This is a genomic window from Streptomyces sp. NPDC015220 (assembly GCF_043079345.1).
In the GTDB taxonomy this organism is placed as follows: Bacteria; Actinomycetota; Actinomycetes; order Streptomycetales; family Streptomycetaceae; genus Streptomyces.
The window spans coordinates 29008-53454 of sequence record NZ_JBIBUK010000034.1; the positions used below are offsets into that span (position 1 = coordinate 29008).

Below are 24447 nucleotides of genomic sequence, written 5' to 3' on the forward strand. Positions count from 1 at the left end.
GATGGCGCCGACGGAATGAAGTGAGTGTCTATCAGCGCAGTCTGCGCGCGTCAACGGTGCGTCAAACCCCATGTGGCCTGCGGAAACAACAAGTCGATCACGACGTTCCCCTCAGTGGTGTAGACCACTGACGCCTCCCTGGTGAGGGCATGGCGGCGCGTTTCCGCCGGTTCGGCCCGCGAACGTGCGAAGGCCCGCGTCGACGACGGGTGAGCGTCGTCGACGCGGGCCTGGGGACCGGTCGGGCTACTGCTGAGGGGGCGGAGGGGGCGGGGTCTGCCCCTGCGGCGCCTGGTCCTGCGGCGCCTGGTCCTGGGGCGCCTGGTCCTGGTGGGTCTGGCCCGGCGCGGGCTGCGGGTGGCCGGGGTACTGCGGGTACGGCTGCTGCGGGGGCTGCTGGGCCTGCCCGGGGTGCTGGGGCACCTGCCCGGGCTGCTGCGGGGGCAGCGGCTGCGGCGCGGACTGCCCCGGAGCGGGCTGTCCCGGATACGGCTGTCCCGCATACGGCTGGGCGGGATACGGCTGGCCCGGCGGGAGGGGCTGCCCGCCCTGCTGCGGGTAGGGCTGCCCGGGCTGTTGCGCGGGGTGTGCGTACGGCTGACCCGGCCCCGGCTGCGGCTGGTGCGGGGGCTGCGGTTGGGGGGCGAACTGCCCAGGAGCGGGCTGTCCGGGCTGTCCCGGGGCGGGCGGCTGCCCCTGCTGTCCCGGGAACGGCGACTGCCCGGGCTGTCCGGGCATGGGCTGACCGGGCATGGGCTGTCCGGGCTGCCCCGGATACGGCTGCTGCGCGCCCGGGTAGGCCTGGGCCGGCTGCCCCGGGTACGGCTGGCCCGGCAGCGGCGGGGCGGCCACCGGCGGCGGGTTGCCGTCGGACGTCCACAAACCGTGAGCCTGCTGGTGCCGGACGAAGTCCTCGGCCACCATCGCCGCCAGGTTGAAGTAGGCCTCGCGCACCTTCGGCCGCATCATGTCCAGGTTGACCTCGGCGCCGGCGGCCAGGTGCTCGTCGAACGGCACCACGACGACTCCGCGGCAGCGGGTCTCGAAGTGGGCGACGATGTCCTCCACCTTGATCATCTTGCCGGTCTCGCGCACCCCGGAGATCACGGTGAGGGAGCGGGCGACCAGGTCGGAGTACCCGTGCGCGGACAGCCAGTCCAGTGTCGTGCTGGCGCTGCTCGCACCGTCCACGGACGGCGTGGAGATGATGATCAGTTGGTCGGCGAGGTCCAGTACCCCGCGCATGGCGCTGTACAGCAGACCGGTGCCGGAGTCCGTCAGGATGATCGGGTACTGGTTGCCCAGGACGTCGATCGCGCGCCGGTAGTCCTCGTCGTTGAAGGTCGTGGACACCGCCGGGTCGACGTCGTTGGCGATGATCTCCAGCCCCGAGGGCGCCTGCGAGGTGAACCGCCGGATGTCCATGTACGAGTTGAGGTACGGGATCGCCTGCACGAGGTCACGGATGGTGGCCCCGGTCTCCCGGCGCACCCGGCGGCCGAGGGTGCCGGCGTCCGGGTTGGCGTCGATGGCCAGGATCTTGTCCTGCCGCTCGGTGGCGAGCGTGGAGCCGAGCGCGGTGGTCGTCGTCGTCTTGCCGACCCCGCCCTTGAGGCTGATGACCGCGATCCGGTAGCAGGACAGCACCGGCGTACGGATCAGTTCGAGCTTCCGCTGCCGCTCGGCCTCCTCCTTCTTCGCACCGATCCGGAAGCGGGACCCGGCCGCGGCCGGCCGGCCGCTGCGCGCCTTCTGCTTCTTGTTGTTGAGCAGCCGGTCGGAGGACAGCTCCACCGCCGCCGTGTAACCGAGCGGTGCCGCGCCGGGATTGGTCGGCTGCCGCTGGTCGTGCTGTATGGGCTGGGGCCACGCGGCGCCGGTACGCGGGTCCACGGGCTGCTGCGGGTGCTGCGGCGCGAACGCCTGGGGCTGAGGGGCTTGGGGAGCACCCTGCTGGACGGCGGCGGAGGAGGGCTCCGCCGCATCGGCGCCAGGCGTCCCGGCCGGCCCCGCCTGCGGCTGCCCCGGCCGGTCGGTCTGCGGTGCGGGCGGCGGCGGGAAGCCGTAACCGGCCGGCGGTGCGGGTGGGTTGGGTGTGGGGGTTCCGGGTGCGGGGGTGGCTGCGCCGGGGTGGGGGAAGCCGTAGCCGTGCTGTGCCGGGTTGGGCGGAGCCGGCTGGGGAGTGCCGGGCGCGGTGGTCTGCGGTGCGGGTGGCGGCGGGAAGCCGTAACCGGCCGGCGGTGCGGGTGGGTTGGGTGTGGGAGCTCCGGGTGTGGGGGTGGCTGCGCCGGGGTGGGGGAAGCCGTAGCCGTGCTGTGCCGGGTTGGGCGGAGTCGGCTGGGGAGTGCCGGGCGCGGTGGTCTGCGGTGCGGGTGGCGGCGGGAAGCCGTAACCGGCCGGCGGCGCCGGGGGAGCGGGTGTCGCTGCCTGCTGCGGGGCGGCGGGCGTGTTCCAGGCGGGCGGCGCGGGCTGCGGCGCCTGCGGCTGGAAGGGCGGCTGCTGACCCGGCACCGGCGGCTGCCCCGGCTGTCCCGGTTGTCCGGGCTGCGCCTGCGGTTGTGCGGGCCACTGGGCCGCGGGGGTCGGGGCGGCGGGCTGGTAGGACGGAGGAAGCGGCGGGACCGTGTCCTGCGACGCCGGCGGCGGACCCCACCCGGGCACGGCGTCCTGCACCGCGCCTCCCGCCCCGTCGGCCGGGACCGCGGCCTGCGCTACGGCGTCCTGCACGTCGTCGGCGGGCCGACCGGCCGGGCCGTCCTCCTGGGAGGAAGCGTTCCCATCAGCGGTGCCGGTGCCGGTGCCGGCACCGGAGGCCGATGCGTCCGGTGCGTCCGCCACGTCGTCGCCGACTTCGGAGCCCGGAGCCTCCGGCTCGGCCAGCGGGTGTTCGGCGTTCTCGGCGGGCGGTGCGGCATCGCCGGCGGCCGAGTCCTCGGTCCCGCCGGTCGCATCCGCGCGGGCCGTGTGGTCGGCGCCCTCGTCGTGGCCGTCGTCCGCGGTGTCCCGGTCGTTCCCGTCCCCGGGCTCAGCCGGGGCGGACTCGGCATCGCCGACCACAGCCGTGTCGTCACCCTCGGACCCGGAAGGGGTCGTGTCCGCCGAGACCGCGATCTCTGCCTCAGGCGACGGCGCCGGAGCCTCCTCGTCCGCCGCGACGGCGTCCCGGGTCCTGTCGGCGGCTTCCGCCTCCCCGGTCGCGGCAGCGGCCTCGCCACCCGTCGGGTCCGCCGGGGACGACTCGTCGACGCCCGTCCGTCCGGCGCCCTCGGCCGCGCCGTCGCGCGCCGCGAACTCACGCTTCAGCGCGGCCGCGGAGATCCGCATCGTCGCACCGCTGACGAGGTCACCGTTCCCGGCGTCCGCCACCTCCGACGGAGGGGAAGGGGCAGCGGGCGTCGGAGGGGCGGCGGGCGGCGGCGCGGGTGCCCAGGCGGGCTGGAAGCCGCTGCCCGGCGGCGGGTCGGGAAGGTTGACCGGAGGCCCGACCGGCGGGGGCGGAGTCGCCGGAGCAGTCGGAGCAGTCGGAGCAGTCGGAGCAGCCGGCGGGGCCGGAGAGGCGGGCGCGGCCGGGTCGGACGAAGCGGAGTCGGCGGCCGGGCCCGACGAGTTCTGCGTGTACCAGGCCGGCGGCGCGTAGTCGATGGTGAACTCACCCGTCGCCTCGACGGAGGACGCCGCGTCGGGCTGGTCGTCGCCGGGCGTGGCCCAGCCCCCGCGGATCCCGTCCCGATCGCTGTTCACAGTTCCTCCTGGTGTGGTCGAGCACCCTCATGCCGTGCTGGGGCGACCGTTCGTTTCCTAAGGGGTCGGTCGGAAGCGGTCGCCGGCGGATCGGAACCGATCCGGCCCGCCCGGCCTCCCCCGGAGCGCCGACGGCTCAGCCGTGGGTTCTGATGTGGCGCCCGGTCCCAGCCTAATCACCACAGGCGCGCTCACGGCAGGCCCGTCCGGCCCCGCACCCTCGACCGCCACGTCACGGCCGGCATCCAACTCACCTGTGCGCACACCCGATAACACACCGAACCCGGACGATACGTCACCACGCCCCCGGCGGCAGCCCGCTCCGATGGCCGGCCGATGGCGCGTCAACGGCCGGGCGGCCGCGCCGGGAGCCGGCTGACGGGACGTCGACGGTGGCGGGACGAAGCCGCGAATCGGCTCGTGCCGCCAACACCGTGCGGCGTCCGTGCCGTTCGGCAGGCCGGGGGGCCGGCAACCGGGCGAGGACGGGGCGAACCGATCCCGACGGCACAACACCGTTCGCCGGCGGCACCGTTCGCGGTCCCGGCCGCGGTTCAGTCCATCCGGCGCGGCGTACCCAGCAAGCCGATCTCGGCGTCGGTGGGCTGCGTCATCACGTACTGCCGGTCGCGGTCGGCACACCAGAGGGTGACACCGTCGGGGAGCGTGGGCAGGGACTCGATGTCCGCGCGCGGCAGCGCCATCGTGCGGCCCAGCTCGGCGGCCTCGTCCGGCGAGATCCGCTGGACGCCCACGAGCCGCGCCTGCCGGATCAGCCGCGGGGCCACGGGACTCAGGTACGGCAGCAGGGTCACCACCGACTGCCAGGGCCCGGAGACCACCCGGCCGCGCGGCGGCCGCATACCGCAGTCCCGCACCACCAGCACGGGTGTGCCGGCCGACGCGCCCTGCGGAGGCACCCTGCCGACCTCGTACACGGCCAGGCCGTTCTGCCCGCCGCCCATGGCGTGCACCATCTGCATCCACGCCGGGGCCCGGCCCGTCTCCACGGCGACGCGCGCGCCGGTGGCGGCCGCCCGCAGGGCGAGGACCTGCGCGGTCCACAGGCTGCCGATGAGCACGACGTCGTACGGCGTCGGCCGGTTGAGCCCCAGGACGGCGGGCTGTCCCTCGGTGTCCACGCCGACGACGACGCCGTCGTCCCCGATGGGCAACGTGAGCGCGTCCACCTGCTCCGCGGACAGCGCGTGCCGCGCGTGCCGCGGCCCGATCAGCCCCAGGCCGCTGCGCAGCCGACCGCGCACCCGCCCGGCCGCCGACGGCGGGGCTGCGGAAGAACCGGCGGTGGCCCGGAAGCCCGCGACGGCCGGGGAACCGGCACCCTGCGCGGTCGTCGTGTTCACGGCGTTCACGGTGCTCCTGGAGCTCATCGGGCGCCTCCCAAGGGCAGCGTGGCCAACATGCCGGGCGTCTGCTCCCGGTCGAGCCGGGCGAGCCCCGCGCCCGCCTGTCGTGCCGCGTCCTCCAACGCGCGCCGAGCGGCGACCAGTTCGTCGTCGCTGCGTCCGGTCACCCGCAGGTGCCCGCACAGCGCCGTCTCCTGCCGCTCGCCGCGCGACAGTGTCAGACTGAACGTCGTGGCGAGCGCCGGCACACTGGTGAGCTGCGCCACGAGCTGCGCCAACGGCGTCTGCTGACGCCCCAGTTGCGGCCAGCGGCGGATCCAGTACGTGGTGTGCCGGCGGTTGTCGCAGCGCCAGCTCCGCCCGGACTCCTCGGTCCGACGCTCCCGCGCCTCGCTCCGCCCGGCCTCCGCCGTCACCAGCGGGTTGGCGCACGCGGAAGTGGCGAGCGCGGCGGTCAGCTCCTCCTCGTTGAGCACGGTCGCGCGGAACCCGGCCCCGGACAGCCGACTGGCGAGGTGATCGCAGACGCGCACGAGGCACTTCTGCGCCCCCTCCAGGCCGCCGCCCCGCGCCGCCACCGCCTCCCGGCACAGCTCCGGGTCGAGCTTCAACGCGATCCAGGTGATGCGTACCGCCGGGGCGCCGGTCTGCGCCTGCAACGGCGCGTAGTTCGTCACCGCCACCGAGTGCTGCGGCAGGTGCAGCGCGGGCGCGGGCTGGGTGTGCAGCACTATCTGCGCCGACTCCAGCCGGATCCCGTCCACCTCCAGCGCGTCCCGCACCAGCCCGACCGGCAGCGGCTGCCGCCCCCGCGCGGCCCGCAGCGCGGAGACGTCCGCCTCCACCTGCACCAACGCGCTGACGAACGTGCCGTCCCCGATCATCCCGACGGGACGCCGGTCCCGGCCGCCGTAGGAGCAGGTCCGCAGACTGGGGTCGCACTCGACGACCGGGGCCAGCCCGGGCTCGGTGCCCTGCGGAGCCGGAGTGCCCGCGGCCCGCCGCCTGCGGGCGCGCAGCGCGAGCAGTGTGCCCAGCCACTCCGGCAGGGTGCGCCCACGACGGCGCACGAAGGCCAGCGCCACCAGAACGGCGGCGACGGCGGCCGCCGGAACGAGCGCCATCGTGCCCACGGCCCAACCGCAGAGCACGAGCGCGGCGGCCAGTTCCAGCAGTACGAGCCGCTGCCGCGCGGGTGAGCCGCCGCCTCCCGGGCGGGACGTCGGACGCGGTGCGAGGGGGCCCTGGGACCGCGTCCCGGACGGCGCGGCGGAGCGGGGCGCGCGGGTACCCGACCGTCTCCCGCCGTCCGGTCGCGACCCCGATTGCGATCGCGACCGGGCACGTCCTGCGGAAGCCACCACTGCAAAACCCCCGAACTCTCCCGAAAACCCTCGTGCACCGCCCCTTCCGGGCCCCAGCACCCTACCCGTGCCGCGGGCGGCGCGCCGCAACAGGCATAGTAGGGGCCGGTGCTGACAGCCGAGGCACCAGAGGCAGTTCGGGGGACGGGCACGGAGCGCGCGGTTCCTCCACACCCCCTCCACAGCTCTGCACGGGGAGAGAGCGGAACAGATGGCATCACGGCGGGACGAACTCAACGCCTACACCTTCGCGAAGCGCCGCATGCTCGCGTCCTTCCTGCGGCCCTCTCCGTCGGGATCGGAGGAGAGCGCCCCCAAGCCCCTGGGCGCGGTGGTGCCCGGCGTCGTCGTCGGCGTGGTGGTCCTCGCGGTGTTCGGAGGCATCGGCCTGTTCAGCCCGACGGCGCCCAAGGGCTGGGACAAGCCCGAGGAACACGTCATCGTCGCCAGCAAGTCGACCACGCGCTACGTGGTGTTGAAGACCGGCAAGCAGGTCCAGCTGCACCCGGTCCTGAACATGGCGTCCGCCAGGCTCCTGCTCGACCCGAGCAAGGACAGCGTGATCACCGTCGACGAGGAGGTCCTCGACAGCGGCGAACCCCCGCACGGCGCCACGATCGGCATCCCGTACGCGCCCGACCGGCTGCCGTCCCCGGAGGAGGCCGGAGCGGCCAAGCGCTGGGCGGTCTGCGAACGCCCGGGAGCCGGCGGCCGCGCCATCCAGAAGGCGGCGTTCGTCCTGGCCAAGAAGGAGTGGTCCAAAGTGGAGGGCGGCGGCCGGCTGACCGGCGGCGACCTCATGTACGTCGTGGGCCCCGACGGCAGCACGCGGTACGTCGTCGACGCCCGCGGCTACGCGTACCGACTGGCCGAACCCACCAGCAAGGAACTGCTCAAGGCCCTCGACACGCAGGGCCGGGCGCCCCAGCGCGTCTCCCAGGAATGGCTCGCCACCTTCCACAAGGGCGACCCGGTCTCCATCCCGGAGATCGACGGCGAGCCGGGCGCGAAGGCGGGCGCGTTCAGCGGACTCCAGCAGTACGACCAGTACGACAAGATCGGCATGGTCATCAAGGCGTACGACGGCCGGCGCATGCAGTACTACGTGGTGCTGCGCGGCCGTGTCGCCCGGATCTCGGAGTTCACCGCCACGCTGCTGCTCAACAGCAGGCAGCTCGTCGGCGTCGGCCAGGCCGGTGAGGCACAGCAGGTCAGCCCGGGCGCGGTCACCGACAGCACGGCCTTCGAAGGCGACAAGACCTGGCCCGCGTACAAGCCGAGAACGGTGAACGACGGCGACGGCGCCACGGCCGGCCGCGACACGGTCTGCAACGTCCTGCGCTCGGTCGACGCGCAGGGCCGGCCCACCCTGTCCACCTGGGCGGGCGCCGACTTCCCCGCCGACCTGCCCACCGGCTCCTCCAGCGCCTACGTCACCGCCGGCGCCGGCCTGCTCTACCGCCAGATCCAGGGCACGGAGACCCAGGCGGGCGGCGTCTTCCTGGTGACCGACACGGGCCTGCGCTACGCCCTGCAGTCCAACAGCGACAGCGCCACCGACGACAAGGGCATCGGCACCTCCGCCAAGCAGCGCAAGGACGCGCTCAACGAGGCGAAGATCGCCCAGACCCGGCTGGGCTACGCCAAGGTGAACCCCACGCCCGTCCCCATGGAGTGGTCGACGTTCCTGCCGACCGGCCCGCGCCTGTCCGAGGCTGCGGCCCGCCAGCCGCAGGGCTCCTAGCCGCCGGAGGAGACGCACTCATGCTGAAGGCACACACACGGGCCGAGCGCCGCCGAGGCCACGGCACGGGCACCGCGGCCCGGGCGACGGTCCTGGCCGCCGCCACCGCGCTCACGACGGCGACCTCGGTGTTCGCCCTGCCCGCCACCGCTGCCCGCGCCGACGAGGGCCAGTGCACCTTCCCGTCGAAGCCGTACACCGGCCGTCCGTGGGCCCTGCAACGCGTCAACCTCGACGAGCTGTGGGCCCAGTCCACCGGCGAGAACGTCAAGGTCGCCGTGATCGACACCGGCGTCGACATCAAGAACCCGCAGCTGAAGCAGGCGGTCGACGCGTCCAAGGGCCTGAACAACCTCCCGGACAAGAACGCCAAGGGCGAGAAGATCGAGCGCGGCGACGCCCACGGCACCACGGACACCGTCGGCCACGGCACACGCGTCGCCGGCATCATCGCGGCCCGCCCCGCCAAGGGCACCGGCTTCGTCGGCCTGGCGCCCGGCGCCCGGATCATCCCGATCAAACAGAACGACGCCGAGGGCGACGGCACGGCCGAGACCCTCGCGAAAGCGATCAAGCACGCGGTGGACGAGGGCGCGGGCGTCATCAACATCTCCCAGGACACGTCGAACGCCGTGCGGCCGGACTCCAGTCTGGAACAGGCGGTCCGGTACGCCCTCGACCACGACGTGGTGGTCGTCGCCTCCGCCGGCAACGACGGCCTGGGCGGCAATGTGAAGATCACCTACCCGGCGTCCTACCAGGGCGTCCTCGCGGTGGCCGCCTCCGACCGCAACAACGAACGCGCCTCCTTCTCCCAGTCCGGAGACTTCGTGGGCGTCGCGGCCCCCGGAGTGGACATGGTCTCGACCGTCCCCGGCGGCGGCCACTGCTCCGACGACGGCACCAGCTTCTCGGCCCCCTACGTGGCCGGGGTGGCCGCCCTGCTGAAGTCCAAGTACCCCAAGTGGACGGCCTCCGAGATCGTCGCCCAGATCGAGCAGACCGCGGAGCGCTCCATCCCGGGCCATGACCGCCTGGTCGGCTGGGGCGTGGTCGACCCGGTCAAGGCCCTCACCGACGTCGACCCCGCCCGCCCGGTCCAGTCACCCCGCCCAGAAGGCGGTGTCACCCGAGCCGAGGCGCCGTCCGTCACCCCCCTCCACTTCGGCGAGACCACCGACGAACGCAACCAGCGTCTCGGCACCTACGTCGCCTTCGGCGCCCTGGTCCTGGCCGCCGGCCTCAGCGGCACGGCGGTGGCGGTACGCGACGCCCGCCGCCGACGGGCACGGGTGGGCGGGGGGTCGTAGCGGGGCCGGGGCCCCGCTACGTCAGGAACCCGGTCTGCACGGGTGCTGCTTCTGGTAGCCCGTCGTGTAGCTGGTGATGAGGTCCTTCATGGCGTCCTCGTCGGGCCGAGCGGGTTTCAGAACCGTGATGAGGATGCTGATGTCCTCTTTCTCCACGCCGGCACCTCGACACTTGGTCAGGGAGGCGGCAGCCCGATCGGCGTACGAGATGGAGCCGTCCTCTGCCGACTTCTGACTCGGCACACGAGCCCTGCTGCGGAGGATGTTGTACGCGGAGTCGCCGATATCGATGCGCTCTCTGCTGACCATCAGGACCACGTCGTCGTCGACGCTGACTTTGCACAGCCCCTCACCGTCGATCGAGAAGGTGTACTCGGGTGAGGTGAGAAGCTTGCCTGATTCAGGTAGAAGTGCGGACAGCGCGTCACCGGGAACAGGCACCTCGCAGAGCACCTTCGGCACCGCGAACTCCCTCTTGGGCTCGTCCGACGAGCATCCGGCAACGCCAACTGCGACGATGAGCAGAGGGATGCCGCGCATGGCATGCATGATGGCCCTCAAGATCCGTCACTCTCCGAATTCCATTGGGCACCTGAGTCATGCCCGAGGCCGGCGGCCGTACGAGCGGCACGTCGCAAGTCATCGGCAGTGTCCGGGTTGACTTTCTCGTTGTTCATCAAGGCGCGATCGACAGCGTCCCTAGCCGCATCCAGGGTTGCTTCGCGGCCGCTGGCGTATGTGTTCCCCGCCTCACGCTCCGCATCCTGCACCGTGTCCTGTTCGATGCTCTTCATGATGGATTCCTGGATGTCCTCCGACGCCCATTCAAGAGGAGCGCCCGCGATCGGTACTCGCTCACCGACCTTTTCCAGGCCCATGCCGAGGATGCGGTTGACCCACTTCTGTTTGTCGGCCGCGGCTTCGTTGAAGTCCTTGTCCGAAGCAGTGTGGTAGTCGTAGATCGCGTCGGCCCGAGCGTCACTCATGATGCCCGCGATGGTCGCTCCCGGCGACACTGCCGCACCCACCCGACCGTCCAAGGACGCCGTCGACTGGCTGTCCCCGTTGATGACGTGATGCACCACGTCGGTCGTGTATGCCTGCTGAGCGCTCGTAATCGCCGCATAGGCATCGGGATCCTGTCCCACCGCACCCAGAAAACGAGCCGTGTGACCGGTGTCCAGCCCAGCCGCGGCACCGAACGTCGGGAACAAGGTGCTGTTCGGATCCTCCTTGTACATCGCCCGCTGGAAGTCCCCCATGTACTCCGCGGTGATGTCACCCAGGCTGCCGCGCAGCGCGTACAGGGGACCGGTCTCCTCGCTTTCCAGGTCACCGTTCTCGTTGTGCCTGAGGAGTTCGGGGTTCTCGCCGAACTTGTCGACGATCTCGCTCACCAGGTGCGCCCGGGCCTCGGTGTGCTTGATGGCGTCACCGGTCGCGTCGGTGTCGTACGGCCGTCCCGTCGTCGCCGCCTCCAGGGCGTGGCCGAGGGCCTCGGGACCGAAGGTCAGGGCCTTGGTGGACTTGTCCTGGTCGATGAGGACATTGGAGTCGTTGGTGTCGATCGTCCACTCGAAGTCCTTGTCGGTGAACAGGTCGAGGTACGAGTCGAAGCCCAGGTGACCGCCCTTCTTCACCGTGCCGTCCTCGTTGTAGGCGGTGGGCGGCTGGGTGAAGAACTTCTCCGCGGCCTCGGGACTGTGCCCCAACGCCTCCAGAACGCTGTTGAGGGGGTCGTTGCCGGTGCCCAGCTTCCCGGACGGGTTGAAGCCGTAGATGTCGGGGCTGCCCCCGGGCTTGTTCATCAGGAAGCGGTGCGGGTCCTCCTTGTGGAGCTGGGTGATGTGCTCCGCGATGGGGTCGAGGAACCGTGCGTCGTAGTTGCCGTAACGGAGCAGCCCGCCGAGGACCTGATAGCCGTAGGGCTTGTTCATCTGCCCCCGTTCCCAGCCGATCTGCTGGGTGCCCAGGCGCCGGAACTGAGTGTTCCAGTCCTCCGGCAGATGGTGCTTGTGATCGGGGTCGGTGGCGTTGGCCAGCGTGTAGCCCATGACCTTCTGCAGGTCCCGCACCTCGTCGAGGCGGGTCTTGGTGGCGTCGGAGCCGGTGCCGTCTTCGGACATCTCCGCGTAGAACTGCAGCGCCTTCTCGGGGCCGCCGAGGCCCTGGTAGAACTCGGTCGCGAACTCGCCGTCCTTCTCTCGCGAGTTGAACCGCAGCAGGCGGTTGAGCTCCCGCAGTTCCGCGTCGGACATCCCGTCGCCCTTGCGGGCCAGTTCCACAGCGCGCTCGACCTCGGCGTCGTTGAGGGACTCGTACGCGCTGTGCCCGGCGTCGTAGGCGTCGTTGCCGTGGCTCTTGGCCAACGCCCGGGCGACGGAGTCGTCGATCTCCGCGGCATGCGAGAGGATGCCGTTGATCCGGCTCTCCAACTCCTGCCGGGCGTCCAGCTCTTCCTGGGACCGCTCGTCGGTGTCACCCCGGATGTGCTGGAAGTAGCAGCGGACCCTGCCGTCGCCGATGTCCTCGACCCGGATGCCGAGGTTGCTCGCGTCCGTCCCCACCGCCTGCTTGATCTGTTTCTGCAGCGCGACGAGTTCCGCGTGCCCGTCGCTCAGCACCTGGTGGATGCTCTTCGCCTCGGTGTGGAGGTCAGAGATCTCCTTCGCCGTCTTGGTGATGAACTCCCGTGTCACCGTCGCGTTGACGCCCGCCCACTGTGCCGAGTTCGACTTGGACTGCATGCCGTCGCGGGCGTCCTCCGCCAGCGTCTTGAGGTTGTCGACGGTCTTCTTCCAGTCCGATACGGCCGTATCGAGCTTCCCGAGATCGACGTCGACGAGATCCGTGAACTTCAGAGCCATCGGCGGTTCCCCTATTTGAAGTACTCGTTGAGCTTCGACACCGATACGGCCGAGCCGTCACGGCCGCGCACGAGGGCGGCGATGTTCGCGTCGTCCGCCGAGTGGCGCTTCTTGCTGTAGTCCAGGTGGTTCGAGATGTGGGCGCAAGCCTGGCGGACCGCCTTGACCTGCGACGTCCACACCGTCACGGTGGTCTCCAGGGCGCCGCCGGTGGCGAATCCGTGGGACTTCAGCGACGCCGCCGCCTGCATCGTCGATCCGCTGTCGCCGTTGCCGGCACCCGCCCCGGCGATGTCCGCCTCGTTGTTGAGTTTGTCGCACAGGATGTAGGCCTCGTGCCCGACGGCGCCGAGGTCGTCCGCATGCGCGACCAGGTCACCGGAACCGCCGCCTCCGCCACCGCCGTCCGCTTCCAGCTGGTTCAGGCGCATGCTGGTCGACTGCCGCTCGGCCGCCTGGGCCTTGAGCTTCTCCCACTCGTCCCACGCCATGGTGGACCCCTTCCCCGCGTGCTCCGTCTCGCTGCTCGCACCGGGTGGACACTGGCGTACCGATGGCGCGGCGCCCGGTCAAATTAGCAATCCCGGGCAGGCGGAGACTGGCCCGCGTCCACCATGGGGCTAATGTCCGCCGTGAACGTTCAAAGGAGCTGCGGGCCCGTGGCACGGGGACACGGGGAAGGGGCGGGACACCGACGGGCGGTGAGTACGACGGACGCGCAGGTCGCCCGCCTGCCGCCGCGGCCCCCGGCTCCTCGACCGCCCGCCGCGTCACCCCCAGGTGTGGAAATTCCGTGCAGGTCGGGACCCGTGAGGCTGAGGGGCGCCGAACCCGCCACGGCCCCTCGCGGAGGACAGGGGACCCGCCGTGGCAACGGTGAACCAGGCCGACCGGCGTACCCCGCCCCGTTCGCAACGAGGCTGATGCGCACCTGGGTTGGAGCGGTCGCACCGCCTGACTAGAGTGGTAAACGCGTTGTGAGGGCGCGGCGGGCTTTGCGATCGTACCGAGAGCGGCTGCCGGCCTCGAACGGCGTGCGAACGGGGAAACGGGGAGGAGTGTCGTGCTTCCGGCGGACATGGTGGGAGGAGTGTCGACCACCAGGGCGGCGAACCTGGAGGCCAGCGGTGAGGCGCTGGCCACGTTCGTGAAGCGGGTGGACGCGGTCCTGCGCGACCTCGAGGGATCGGCGGGCGCTCCGACCAAGGTCGGCGCCCAGACGATCAGGCTGTCGTCCCTGAGCGCGGGGAGCGAGAGCGTCTTCCCGGAGGCGCACGATCTGTACACGCAGTACCGGTCGGTGCATGAGGAGCTCATCTCCCTGTCCAAGACGCTCCACCTGCAGATCGAGGCGATCGGCATCGCCGTGCAGGGAGCGGATCACGGCTTCGAGAACCTCGAGGAGGAGCAGCGACGGCGGTTCTGGGAGATCCAGACGCAGATCAAGGAGATCCAGGACCCCAAGCAGCGCTCGAACGACGCGAAGGGCGGTGCGACCCTCGAATGAGCCACGACCACAAGGCCGACCAGGACCGGGCGGCTGCGCAGAACTCCTTCACGGACTTCACTCGGACCGCCGACGATCTTCCGGAGGGTGACGGGCTGCTCAGCAGGATGGTGAACGGCACCCTGCGCGCGGTCGCCCGCCAGAGCCCGTACGCGCCAGCCGTCCAGCACAGCACCGACTTCGGTGGCACCGACCTCGGCCTCAATCAGTTGCTCGACCTGGTCGAGCAGACCGACCCGGCAGACCTGGAGTCGTCCGGCACGGCGCTGTGGGACGCACGTGACGCCATCAGAGCGGCGGCCGACGAACTCGCGGGACACATCGACAACGTGCACTGGGTGGGAGCGTCCGGCGACGCCTTCCGTGACTGGGGCGGGACGCTGGTCGGAAAGACACACCTGTTGAGCGACTTCGCCGGCGGCGCGGGTGACCAGCTCAGCGCCGCCGCGGAGGGTCTCGCGTCCGTGCGCGGCGCGATGCCGTCCCGGGACACACAGGCGAACCGCAAGCGGCCTCATGAGTTCACCGATGCCGAGAAGGCCGCGAACAAGGACGACTACGCGGCTGCCGTGAGGGTGGAGAAGGATCGCCAAGAGGCCATCAACCAGATGAACCGGTTGGCGTCCTACTACGCGGTCTCGAAGCAGCAGTTGGCAGCCTTGCGCGGCCCGACGTTCGACCCCATGCCGGACGTGGGAGTACCCGAGCCCGTCCGAAGAGAGCATCGCAACGTCCCGACCGGGGCCACCCCGGACGGGACGGCCGGGTCCGGTCCGGCGACTGTGCCGCCTCATCACGAGACGGGCGCCCCAGCCGATCACGCCGCCGGTCGCGTCGCGGCGGACAGTCCGACGTCCGTGCGGCACGTCACGGAACCTGCGCCGGCCACCACACCGCCGGCTGTCCCTGTCGGCACCACTCCTGTCGGTACTGACATCGACAGCGTAGGCACGCTGCCTCCTCCTGTGACGTCGTCTCCCCCCGTCCACACTCCGCCGGCCACGGGCAGTCCTGTCCCGAGCGGCGGTCACAGCAGCATGTTCGAGGGCGGCCTCGGGATTTCGCCTCCTCCCGGCACATCGGGTAGGGGCGCCGGTGGCTCGGGCAGGTTCCGGACCCCTGCGTACGCACAGGGACGGACCACCACCTCCGGACCGAACGCTCCGGCCGGGGGGCGTTCTCAGGCCCGTGGTCTCACGAATCAGCCGGGGCGCGCCACGCCGACGGGACAGCCGATCGGCAACGCCACGCAGGCTGGAGCGAAGCCCGCGACGACATCCATGGGACGAGGTGTCACAGGCGGGACTCCGCGGGCCGGCGGCACCGCAGGGCCACGTGCCACCGGCGGTCCTGCCACCGGTGCCGGGCGCGCGAACGGTGTCGTGGGGGGACGTCCCACGACGACACCCGGTGTGTCATCGAAGGGGAGCGGATCGAGGATTCCGCGCGGCACCGTCATCGGTGCCGAGGGAACGGCCGGGCCCCGGCCGTCAGCCGGCCGCTCCGGTACCCGTGGCGTCCTCGGAACACCCGAAGGGGCTCCCAGGCCCCGGACGGCCGCGCCTGCACCTCGAAGCGGCGGGGGAGCGGCAGAGCCCGTCAGCGGCACGCCGACCACCCGTAACTCCCTTGCACGAGCCCAACGCAACGGCATGACGCGCGGTGGCGCCGGCCTCGTACGCGGGCCCGGCAGCGGGAGGAAGGGCGACGACGAGACGGAGGCGGAGGACGCGCCCCGCCCTGAACACGTGGTCGAAGAGACCGAGAACCAGCTCCCCACCAAGCCGCGGCGCGACGTGCCGCCGGTCGTCAACTGAGCGCGGACAAGGACGTACGAGACCATGAAGTCAGGGACCGGCCCACGAGCCGAGCGAGCGGCGCTCCGCAGAACGCGCCGCGGACGACGAGTGCGCGCGGTGGGCGTGGTCGTCGGCGCCCTGGCGGCACTGGGCACGGGGCTGGCCCCGAGTGCCGCTGCCTACGACGCACAGGCTCAACAGTGGTACCTGAAACCCATGCGGGCCGAGCAGATGTGGAAGACCGGCACGGGCAAGGGCGTGAAAGTGGCTGTCATCGACACGGGGGTGAACCCGGACACCCCCTCCCTGAAAGGACAGGTGCTTGCCGGTCAAGTTCCCCGGTCGGTCGCCCACGGGGCCACACAGGACTTCGACGGCCACGGAACGAGCATGGCGGAGTTGATCGCCGGTACCGGAGCCGGCGGCGGCCTCAAGGGACTGGCTCCTGAAGCGAAGATCGTTCCGTATCGTGTCGCCCTCGAAGGCCTGAAGGGAGCGGAGGCGAAGAAAACCCCGGAACCCTGGCAGGCGATCCGGGCTGCGGCTGACACCGACGCCAAGATCATCAGCATGTCGTTCGGCGGGCTGTTCTCCCCGAAGGAGGAAGCGGCGGTCGAATACGCCGCTTCGAAGGGCAAGTTGATGATCGCGGCCGTCGGGAACGCGGGCGAGGACGGCGGAGACGACATCGACTACCCGGCTGCTTTCGACTACGTGATCGGCGTCTCCTCGATGAACTCCTCCGGTACCGTGTCGAAGTTCTCCTCCCATGGGAACTACGTCGACCTGACCGCCCCCGGAGAGGGGATCCCCGGCTGGTGCGACGCCACTTTCCGCTCCTACTGCGACGACAGGAACGGAACGAGCCCGGCCACGGCCATCGCCGCCGCCTCCGCCGCGCTGATCTGGTCCGCCCATCCGGACTGGACGGTGAACCAGGTGACCCGGGCCCTGATCGACACCGCCGGCCGCAGCTGGCCGAAGAACGACCCGAGCAAATACCTGGGCTACGGTGCGGTCCGGCCCAAGAACGTCCTGGAGAACCCCAACTACGACCCGGGCCCGGCGGACGTCGACCCACTCGCCAAGGAGAACGGCGGCGACCTGCTGGCCAAGTCCTCGGGCTCGTCCTCGACGTCCGCGTCCGCCACACCGTCCGCGTCTGCATCAAGCGCGTCACAAGCCGCGGAAAAGGGTTCGACCGGCGGCACGTCTGTTGCAGGATCAAAGACGGAATCGTCCGGCGGCGGTACCACCCTCTGGATCGCCCTCGGTGCCGCGGCGGCAGTCGTCGTGATCGGCGGCGGCGCCTTCGCCGTCATGCGGGCGCGCCGCACCGGATGAGGGCGCCGACCGCTCGGATCGCAGGCTTTCGAAGCCCGTCGGACACCGCTCGACCGAGTGCGTACCGACAGGCATCGCACGTGTGCTCGCCGCCACCCGGGTGGTGAGCCGACCCAGTTGGACCGGAAGACAGAGACAGAAAGGGCGGGCTGGTGGCTGACAAGCAGAAGCTCGAAGACAGTGCGGTAGTCAAGCTGCAGAACGACATGTTCACGAAGTACGAGAACATCCGTGCCCGGGTGCACGGCCTGCAGGGCGTCATCGACGGGCTCGAGGGCCAGTGGCAGGGCATCGGCCGTGCCGCGTTCGACAAGAAGCAGTACGAGATCAACGAGTCCCTGCAGAACATCGGCAAGATCCTCGGCGACGTCATCGAGGCGATGACCAAGACGCGGCACATCAAGGACAGCAAGGAAGACGACGTGCGCGCGTCGGTGAACCGGATCGACGTGCACGACGGCGCGCCGACGGTCTCCCCCTTCAGCTCGTACTGACACGGGCGGCTTCGCGGAAGCGGCCGGGCAGCCGGCCACCATCGGACAGACACGAGCGAGACGAGGTAGACGGAAATGGTCAGCAACGGCGACGGGTTGAGCGTCACTTACAACGGGCTCGACATCGCGGCGACGAAGATCGGCAACGAGGCGAAGGCCCTCGACCAGGACCTGGAGGAGCTCCGGAAGCTGGTCGTGCAGAGCCTGCAGTACTGGGAGGGCGAGGCCCAGGGCACCTTCCACGAGAAGCTGCAGAAGTGGGACAAGGAGGCCAACGACATCCACACCGCCCTGACCGGCATCGGTCACGTGGTGCACCAGGCCGGCGGCGACTACATGGACGGCGACAAGCAGGCCGCCAGCTACTTCCGGTAGGCCGGACAGCCGAGAGGCAGTGACGAAAGGGTGGGCGCGCGCGGGAGGCGCCCACCCTCTTCACGTCCGCGCACGGAAGCGACAGCGGACCACCGCGAACCGGGAACCGAGGACGGCGGAAGACGAGATCCCAGGGACCGCGGAGGACGAGATCCCAGGGACCGCGGAGGACGAGATCCCAGGGACCGCGGAGGACGAGAGACTAGGGCGGCGGAAGACGAGAGACCGGGACCGCGAAGGACGAGACGCCGGGACCGCGAAGGACGAGCCCCCGGGGAACCACGAAAGACGACGCCGGAGACCGGAAAAGCGAGGCACCGGCCACCGGAAGGACATCAGGGGCGGAGCAGGCCCGGCTCCCGGCCCCGACCGGCCCCCGGCCCTGACCGGACACCTGGAGCCCCGGCCCCGCCTCCCCGTACACCGCGACCCCGGCCCCGCCCCCGGACACAGCCCCCGCCCCCGGACACAGCCCCCGGCCCCCCGCGGTTCGCCCAACCCTCGATGAACCGCTGAGCCGTCCGCGGGCCACCCCGGTTCAGCCGTTGCCCTCCTGGACCAGCCCCACCTGGACCAACGGCCGGCCCTGGCGGCGGGAGACGAACACACCCCGGCCGGGCGGCATCGGCCGCGGGCGGATGTTGCCGAGGATCTCGCCCTCCGCCGGGTCACCGGCCAGGACCACGCCCTGGGCGCCGAGTTCCTTGATGCGCTGCATGAAGGTCTCGTAGCCGGCGCGGCCCGCGCCGGCCGTGGAGCGGGCGATGACGAAGCGGACACCGACGTCGCGGGCGAAGGGCAGCAGCTCGGTGAGGCCGGCCAGGGGGTTGCCGCTCGACGTCGACACCAGGTCGTAGTCGTCGATGACGACGTACACCGTGGGGCCGCGCCACCAGCTGCGGTCGCGCAACTGCTCGGGCGTGACGTCCGGGGTCGGCGTCCGGCGCTGCATCAGGTCGGCAAGCGCGTCCATGTGGTGCTGCATCTGGTTCGACATCGGGATGTACTCCGCCAGGTGCGAGGTCGGCGTCACCCCGAGCAGCGAGCGGCGGTTGTCGACCACGAAGAGCTTGCAGCTGTCGCCGTCGTAACGCTCGGTGAGGCGCTGGATGAGCAGCCTCAGCAGATTCGACTTGCCGGACTCGCTCTCGCCGAAGACGAGGAAGAACGGATCCTGGTCGAAGTCCACGAAGACCGGTTCGAGGTTGTCCTCGTCGAGGGCGAAGGCGACGCCCCGGTGGGGGAAGCGGTCGCCCGGCGGCAGCTGGGCCGCGGGGAACTCGCGGGGCAGGAGCCGGACCTCGGGCGCGCCCGGCTGCTGCCAGTGGCGGGTCACCTCGGCGGCGAGGGCCGTCGCCGCGTCCGCCAGGTCCGTGTCGGAGGAGAGGCCGTCGATCCGCGGGACCGCCGCCATGAAGTGCTGCTTCTGCGGGGTCTGGCCGCGCCCCGGCACACCCGTCGGCACGTTCGCCGCGACCTTGCGGTCGAACTCGGAGTCCATCGGGTCGCCGAGCCGCAGCTCCAGGCGGTTCATCAGGTGGTCCTTCATGTTCGAACGGACCTCCATCGACCGGGAGGCGGTGAGGATGAGGTGGATGCCGTAACCGAGACCGCGGGCGGCGATGTCCAGTACCAGCGGCTCCAGCGCCTCGTAGTCGGAGCGGAAGTTGCCCCAGCCGTCGATCACCAGGAAGACGTCGCCCCACGGCTGGTCGTCGACCGAGATGTCGCCCCGGGCGCGACGGCTGCGGTACTCCGCGATGGAGGAGATGCCCGCGGCGCGGAAGTACTCCTCGCGCCGGGTCAGCACGCCGTACACCTCGGCCGCCGTGCGCCGTACCTTCTCCGGGTCCAGGCGCGAGGCCACACCGCCCACGTGCGGCAGCCCCGCCAGGGAGGACATGCCGCCGCCACCGAAGTCCAGGGCGTAGAACTGCACTTCGTGCGGGGTGTGGGTGAGGGCGAAGGAGGCGACGACGGAGCGCACCAGGGTCGACTTGCCGGACTGCGGACCACCGAGGATCTGCATGTGTCCCGCCGCCCCGCCGAAGTCGAGCCACAGCGGGTCGCGCCGCTGCTCGTACGGCTTGTCGACGATGCCGGCCGGAACGACCAGTCGGCCCGCCCCCTCGTAGCCCGGCTGGGTCAGGCCGCGGCCGGGGACCGGGGCGAGGCCGGGCAGCAGCGAGTCCAGCGACGGCGGGCTGTCCAGGGGCGGCAGCCACACCTGGTGCGCGGCCGGCCCCTGCGCCTCCAGCCGCCGTACGATCACGTCCAGCACGGTGTCGGCGAGCGCGTCGTCCTTCTCGTCGCGTTCCGTGTCCTGGCGCTGCCGAGGCACGGGCACGTACCGCACCGGCACCTCGGCCGCAGTGAACAGCACCGGCCTGCGGTCCACCGGGAGCGGCCCGCCGAGCTCCGCCTGCTGGGAACCCGTGCGGTAGACGCCCGAGACGTATGCCGCCTTGAAGCGGACCATTTCGTCGGTGCCGAACTTCAGGAAGCCGGAACCCGGGATGTTCGGCAGTTCGTAGGCGTCGGGCACGCCGAGCGCGGCACGCGACTCGGCCGCGGAGAAGGTGCGCAGACCGATCCGGTACGACAGGTAGGTCTCCAGGCCGCGCAGCCGGCCCTCCTCCAGCCGCTGCGAGGCGAGGAGCAGGTGCACGCCCAGCGACCGGCCGATGCGGCCGATCTGGACGAACATGTCGATGAAGTCCGGCTTGGCGGTGAGCAGTTCGCTGAACTCGTCGATCACCAGGACGAGGGAGGGGATCGGCTGGAGCGGAGCGCCGGCCGCGCGGGCCTTCTCGTAGTCGTGGATGTTGGCGTAGTTGCCCGCGTCGCGCAGCATCTCCTGACGGCGGTTCAGCTCACCGCGGATCGAGTCACCCATGCGGTCCACGAGCGTCAGGTCGTCGGCCAGGTTGGTGATCACGGCCGCGACGTGCGGCATCTGGGCCATGCCCGCGAACGTCGCACCGCCCTTGAAGTCGGCGAGGACGAAGTTGAGCGTCTCGGAGGAGTGGGTCACGGCCAGGCCGAGGACCAGGGTGCGCAGCAGTTCCGACTTGCCGGAGCCGGTGGCGCCCACGCACAGTCCGTGCGGGCCCATGCCCTCCTGGGCCGCCTCCTTGAGGTCGAGCATGACGGGCCGGCCGTCCTCGCCGAGTCCGATGGGCACGCGCAGCCGCTCGGCCTGCGCGCGCGGCCGCCAGGTGCGCTTGGGGTCGACGGAGGCGGCGTCGCCCAGGTTCAACAGGTCGGTGAACTCCAGATTGGCGAGCAGCGGTTCGTCGTCGTCGCCGCCCGACGCCACTCGCAGCGGGGCCAGTTGACGGGCCAGCGCCTCCGCCGCCTCGTACGACAGGACGTCGGGCGTCCCCTCGTACACCATTCCGTGGGCCGACTCCAGGCTCAGCTCCTGCGGGCGCACGACGACGGAGAGGTCGCCGCGGCCGGCGGTGAGCTCGCCGGGCACGACTTCGAGGACCGTCACGCCCTGCACGCCCTCGGGGGAGGCCAGCAGCGAGGTGGGCGACAGGGAGACGCCGTCGAGGACGATCAGCAGGTGCGGCTGCTCGGGGACCGGCGGCCCGCCCGGGTGGAAGCGCGGCCGGCCCTGCAGCCGGGCGTCGAGCAGATCCTCCAGCTCCTGCGGGTCGGCCGTGATCAGACGCCGGCTGCCCGCGCCGTCCGCCACGCCCGGGGCCTGACTGTGCGGCAGCCACTTGGCCCACTCCCACTCCGGTGCGGCCTCCCGGTGGGCGGCAACCGCCACGACCAGGTCCTCGGGCGAGTGCAGGGAGGCGAGGGACCCGACGAGGGCGCGCGTCGTGCCGCGCACGGTCGCCGGCTCGCCGCTGACGGTCACGTGGTAGAAGGCACGCAGCGAGACCGCCATCGGCAGGTCCTCGAGGGTGCTGTGGGCGGCGAGGAAGCGCTGCATCGCGCCCGCGGTCAGCGGCTCCAGTTGGTCCACCGGCGCGGTCTCGGGCGCGAGCAGCGGAGTGGCCAGGGACTGCGGGCCGAGACCCACGCGGACCTGGCCGAAGTCCTCGTCCCCGGTGCGCCTCTCCCACACCCGGCTGCCCTCGGCGACCAGCGCCCACAGTTGCTCAGGTGAAGGATGCAGGTAGTACTGGGCGTCGCGCTGGGCCTTCGCGGTGTCCAGGGCCGCGCGCCGGGTCTGCGACAGGTACCGCAGGTAGTCGCGGCGCAGGTCGGCCATCTGCCCCTGGTTGCCGCGGCGGTAGCGGACCAGCATGGAGATGCCCATGGCGATCGTGGAGGCCACCATCACCATGCCCATGATCTTCATGAAGGGCTGGGCCTGCGGGTTGAAGAAGAACACGACCGAGCCGCCCATGCCGAGCATGGGCAGGAGCTGCATCAGCGCGCCCTCCTGCTGTCCGCGCGGCAGTTCCGGCGGGGGTTGGAGCACGATCTCGTCTGTGGGCACGTCCTTCGGCAGTGCCCGCGGGGGGCGCTTGACGACGATATGGCTCACTACGCACCAATTCCCTTGCCCGACCGAGGTGTTCTGTCCGCCGCCCCGTGTCAGGCGGACGCCGATCGCGAACCGCGATCCTACTGACAACCGGTCACGCCAGTGGGCGGTAGGGTGCCGGTGAGACATGTGAGCAGTTGCGAATCGGCCTGGTGAAAACGGGCGATTCACGGCGTTCGAAGCGAGTGGCTCGCGCACTTCCCCGCCCTGACGGCCCGGTCGGCCGCCGACGGGGGAGGCGCCGCACGAACTCCCACCGGAACGTGCACATGATCTCCACGGTCGGTGTGCGGGGAGCCGCGCCGACCGATCGCACCACCGACGACGAGGGGGAACAGCAGGTGAGCATGACGGCCTCCGCGCCGGGCGGCGCCACCACCGGACCGGGCGCCGACACCCCTGCGGGCACGGGCACCGGGCTCGGCTTCTGCCGGGTCACCATCGTGGCGCCCGACAGCCGCATCGACGTGGCACTGCCCGACGACGTACCGGTCGCCGACCTGTATCCGGAGATCCTGCGGCTCTCCCAGCAGAGCCCGGCCGAGGGCGCCCCCGTCGGCTACCACCTCGTGCGCCGGGACGGCACCGTCCTCGACAGCGCCCGCTCCTTCGCGGCCCAGCGCATCCTCGACGGCGAACTGCTCACGCTGCGGCCGTTCTCCGAGTCGCTGCCGCCCGCCGTCTTCGACGACGTCTCCGAGGCGGTCGCCTCCGCCGTCACCCGCGACCGCGCCCTGTGGGGCGGCGACCTGACGCGCGCCGCCGGTCTGGTCGCCGGCGGCATCCTGCCCGCGCTGCTGGCCTTCGTGGCCTGGAGTTCCCAGATCCGCCACGACATGCACAGCCTCCAGGGCGTCCTCGCCGCCGTCGCCGGAGTCCTCCTGACCACCATCGCGTGCGTACGCGCACGGGTGTACGACGACCCCGGGTCCGCGGTCGCCCTGGGCCTGGGCGCGCTGCCGAACATCGCCGTGGCGGGCTCCGGGCTGCTTCCGCTCACCGCGGACCAGGGCATCGGACGGCTCCAGTTCCTGCTCGCCTGCACGGCGGTCCTGATCGCCGCCCTCGTGCTCACCCTGGTCTCGCCGAGCGGCGACGGGCCCTTCGTGGCGTTCGTCTTCGCCTCGGCGGTGGGGCTGCTCACCACCTTCATCGGCATCCTGACCGACCTCAGGCCCATCGAGACGGCCGCCGTCTGCGCTCCGCTCGCCGTGGGCGCGCTCGCCTTCCTGCCCGGACTGTCCATGCGCTTCGCACGGCTGCCCATCGGCTTCGACGCGCCGAGTCCGTCCCGGGGCGGCTATGCGGAGGGCGAGCCGAACACGCACGAGCCCGTCGACGCCGAGCGCGTGGCGGCCCGGGCCCGCCGCGGCCACGAACTGCTCGTCGGCCTCGTCGGCGGCTGCGCGCTCGTCTCGGTGGGCGCGTCGATCGTCCTCGGCTTCTCCAGCGACGTATGGGCGCAGCTCCTGGCGCTCGCGACCGGAGTTGCGATGCTCATGCGCGCGAGCCTGTTCCGCTACACCGCTCAGGTCGGCGCCACCCTGGCCGCGGGCCTCGCCGCCCTCGTCTTCCTCGGAATCGGCCTGGCGCTGAACCCGCCGGTGGCGGCGGTGCGGGACGCACTGAGCGGAGACACCACCGCCTTCGACATCCGCAGCGTATGGCTGGCCGCGGCCGTCGCGGCGGCGGCGGCCCTGGTCACCGCGATCGGCCTGATCACCCCGCGGCGCGGCGTCACCCCCTTCTGGGGCCGCTTCCTGGAGATCGCCGAGAGCTTCGTCCTGCTCACCCTGGTGCCGCTCACCCTGGCCGTGTTCGACGTGTACGCGAGCGTGCGGGCGATGACCAGCTGAGAGTGCCGGTCCGAACGAACGACGGCCACTGCGCCGGCCCGTACGGCCGACGCGGTGCCCGGTGCGGACGGCCGGTCGGCACGGCCGGTGGGGACGACCCGCTCGACCGGCCGGGCCCGCACGACCGGTCGGAACGCCCGCCCCGGACACCGGGCGGCGACCGTCACCG

The 24447-nt window shown here is 71.6% G+C and carries 15 protein-coding genes; 8 read left to right on the forward strand and 7 right to left on the reverse strand.

The genetic code is table 11. The features are described 5' to 3' along the window. Positions 1–246: 246 nt before the first annotated feature. From ACF061_RS36635 to eccE, 3 genes are all read right to left on the reverse strand, one after another. Positions 247–3741, reverse strand: a complete 3495-nt coding sequence (locus ACF061_RS36635) for an SCO5717 family growth-regulating ATPase (protein WP_392271342.1) — start codon at positions 3739–3741, stop codon at positions 247–249. Positions 3742–4295: 554 nt separating this feature from the next. Next, the gene (locus ACF061_RS36640) at positions 4296–5132 is read right to left on the reverse strand and encodes a hypothetical protein (RefSeq protein WP_392271343.1); all 837 of its coding nucleotides are present in this window, start codon (positions 5130–5132) and stop codon (positions 4296–4298) included. Further along, complete coding sequence (eccE, locus tag ACF061_RS36645; RefSeq protein ID WP_392271344.1) at positions 5129–6469, reverse strand: type VII secretion protein EccE; 1341 nt, start codon at positions 6467–6469, stop codon at positions 5129–5131. Before eccE ends, ACF061_RS36640 begins: the two co-directional genes overlap by 4 nt. A gap of 214 nt (positions 6470–6683) precedes the next feature. Between eccE and eccB the strand changes: the two genes are divergently transcribed. Further along, positions 6684–8216, forward strand: a complete 1533-nt coding sequence (gene eccB, locus ACF061_RS36650; protein WP_392271345.1) for a type VII secretion protein EccB — start codon at positions 6684–6686, stop codon at positions 8214–8216. Positions 8217–8236: 20 nt separating this feature from the next. Beyond that, positions 8237–9526: a type VII secretion-associated serine protease mycosin gene (gene mycP, locus ACF061_RS36655; protein ID WP_392271346.1), complete on the forward strand. Its 1290-nt coding sequence runs from the start codon at positions 8237–8239 to the stop codon at positions 9524–9526. A 21-nt stretch (positions 9527–9547) separates the two neighbouring features. Here the strand turns inward: mycP and ACF061_RS36660 are convergent, their stop codons facing one another. Genes ACF061_RS36660 through ACF061_RS36670 form a run of 3 tightly spaced genes read right to left on the reverse strand, consistent with a single transcriptional unit; the run spans position 9548 to position 12884 of the window. Beyond that, on the reverse strand, positions 9548–10066 hold the full coding sequence (locus tag ACF061_RS36660; RefSeq protein WP_392271347.1) for a hypothetical protein: 519 nt from the start codon (positions 10064–10066) through the stop codon (positions 9548–9550). A gap of 17 nt (positions 10067–10083) precedes the next feature. Continuing rightward, positions 10084–12393: a hypothetical protein gene (locus tag ACF061_RS36665; protein WP_392271348.1), complete on the reverse strand. Its 2310-nt coding sequence runs from the start codon at positions 12391–12393 to the stop codon at positions 10084–10086. 11 nt (positions 12394–12404) lie between these two features. Further along, on the reverse strand, positions 12405–12884 hold the full coding sequence (locus ACF061_RS36670) for a hypothetical protein (RefSeq protein ID WP_392271349.1): 480 nt from the start codon (positions 12882–12884) through the stop codon (positions 12405–12407). A gap of 572 nt (positions 12885–13456) precedes the next feature. Here ACF061_RS36670 and ACF061_RS36675 point away from each other — a divergent pair. The 5 genes from ACF061_RS36675 (at position 13457) to ACF061_RS36695 (ending at position 17912) form a co-directional block, all read left to right on the forward strand. Beyond that, positions 13457–13900 carry a hypothetical protein gene (locus ACF061_RS36675; RefSeq protein WP_392271350.1) on the forward strand — a complete coding sequence of 148 codons (444 nt, stop codon included), beginning with the start codon at positions 13457–13459 and terminating at the stop codon, positions 13898–13900. Continuing rightward, positions 13897–15717 (forward strand): hypothetical protein, encoded by a 1821-nt coding sequence (locus tag ACF061_RS36680; RefSeq protein WP_392271351.1) that lies wholly within the window; start codon positions 13897–13899, stop codon positions 15715–15717. The genes ACF061_RS36675 and ACF061_RS36680 overlap by 4 nt, the downstream gene beginning before the upstream one ends. Positions 15718–15807: 90 nt before the next feature. Further along, positions 15808–17043 carry a S8 family serine peptidase gene (locus ACF061_RS36685; protein WP_392271366.1) on the forward strand — a complete coding sequence of 412 codons (1236 nt, stop codon included), beginning with the start codon at positions 15808–15810 and terminating at the stop codon, positions 17041–17043. Between the two features lie 152 nt (positions 17044–17195). Then, positions 17196–17537 (forward strand): WXG100 family type VII secretion target, encoded by a 342-nt coding sequence (locus tag ACF061_RS36690; protein ID WP_392271352.1) that lies wholly within the window; start codon positions 17196–17198, stop codon positions 17535–17537. Positions 17538–17612: 75 nt separating this feature from the next. Further along, positions 17613–17912, forward strand: coding sequence for a WXG100 family type VII secretion target (locus ACF061_RS36695; RefSeq protein ID WP_392271353.1), 300 nt, complete (start codon positions 17613–17615; stop codon positions 17910–17912). A 538-nt stretch (positions 17913–18450) separates the two neighbouring features. On the opposite strand, the gene eccCa is transcribed toward ACF061_RS36695, so the two are convergent. Beyond that, positions 18451–22422 (reverse strand): type VII secretion protein EccCa, encoded by a 3972-nt coding sequence (eccCa, locus tag ACF061_RS36700; RefSeq protein WP_392271354.1) that lies wholly within the window; start codon positions 22420–22422, stop codon positions 18451–18453. A gap of 347 nt (positions 22423–22769) precedes the next feature. Here eccCa and eccD point away from each other — a divergent pair, with 347 nt between their 5' ends. Then, positions 22770–24278, forward strand: a complete 1509-nt coding sequence (eccD, locus tag ACF061_RS36705; protein ID WP_392271367.1) for a type VII secretion integral membrane protein EccD — start codon at positions 22770–22772, stop codon at positions 24276–24278. The last annotated feature ends 169 nt before the right edge of the window (positions 24279–24447 follow it).

What these genes read in the sequence shown, in the direction of transcription:
- ACF061_RS36640 (WP_392271343.1), bottom strand. Translation starts at nt 5,132, where the DNA reads ATGAGCTCCAGGAGCACCGTGAACGCCGTGAACACGACGACCGCGCAG.
- eccB (WP_392271345.1), top strand. Translation starts at nt 6,684, where the DNA reads ATGGCATCACGGCGGGACGAACTCAACGCCTACACCTTCGCGAAGCGC.
- mycP (WP_392271346.1), top strand. Translation starts at nt 8,237, where the DNA reads ATGCTGAAGGCACACACACGGGCCGAGCGCCGCCGAGGCCACGGCACG.
- ACF061_RS36660 (WP_392271347.1), bottom strand. Translation starts at nt 10,066, where the DNA reads ATGCGCGGCATCCCTCTGCTCATCGTCGCAGTTGGCGTTGCCGGATGC.
- ACF061_RS36665 (WP_392271348.1), bottom strand. Translation starts at nt 12,393, where the DNA reads ATGGCTCTGAAGTTCACGGATCTCGTCGACGTCGATCTCGGGAAGCTC.
- ACF061_RS36670 (WP_392271349.1), bottom strand. Translation starts at nt 12,884, where the DNA reads ATGGCGTGGGACGAGTGGGAGAAGCTCAAGGCCCAGGCGGCCGAGCGG.
- ACF061_RS36680 (WP_392271351.1), top strand. Translation starts at nt 13,897, where the DNA reads ATGAGCCACGACCACAAGGCCGACCAGGACCGGGCGGCTGCGCAGAAC.
- ACF061_RS36695 (WP_392271353.1), top strand. Translation starts at nt 17,613, where the DNA reads ATGGTCAGCAACGGCGACGGGTTGAGCGTCACTTACAACGGGCTCGAC.
- eccD (WP_392271367.1), top strand. Translation starts at nt 22,770, where the DNA reads ATGACGGCCTCCGCGCCGGGCGGCGCCACCACCGGACCGGGCGCCGAC.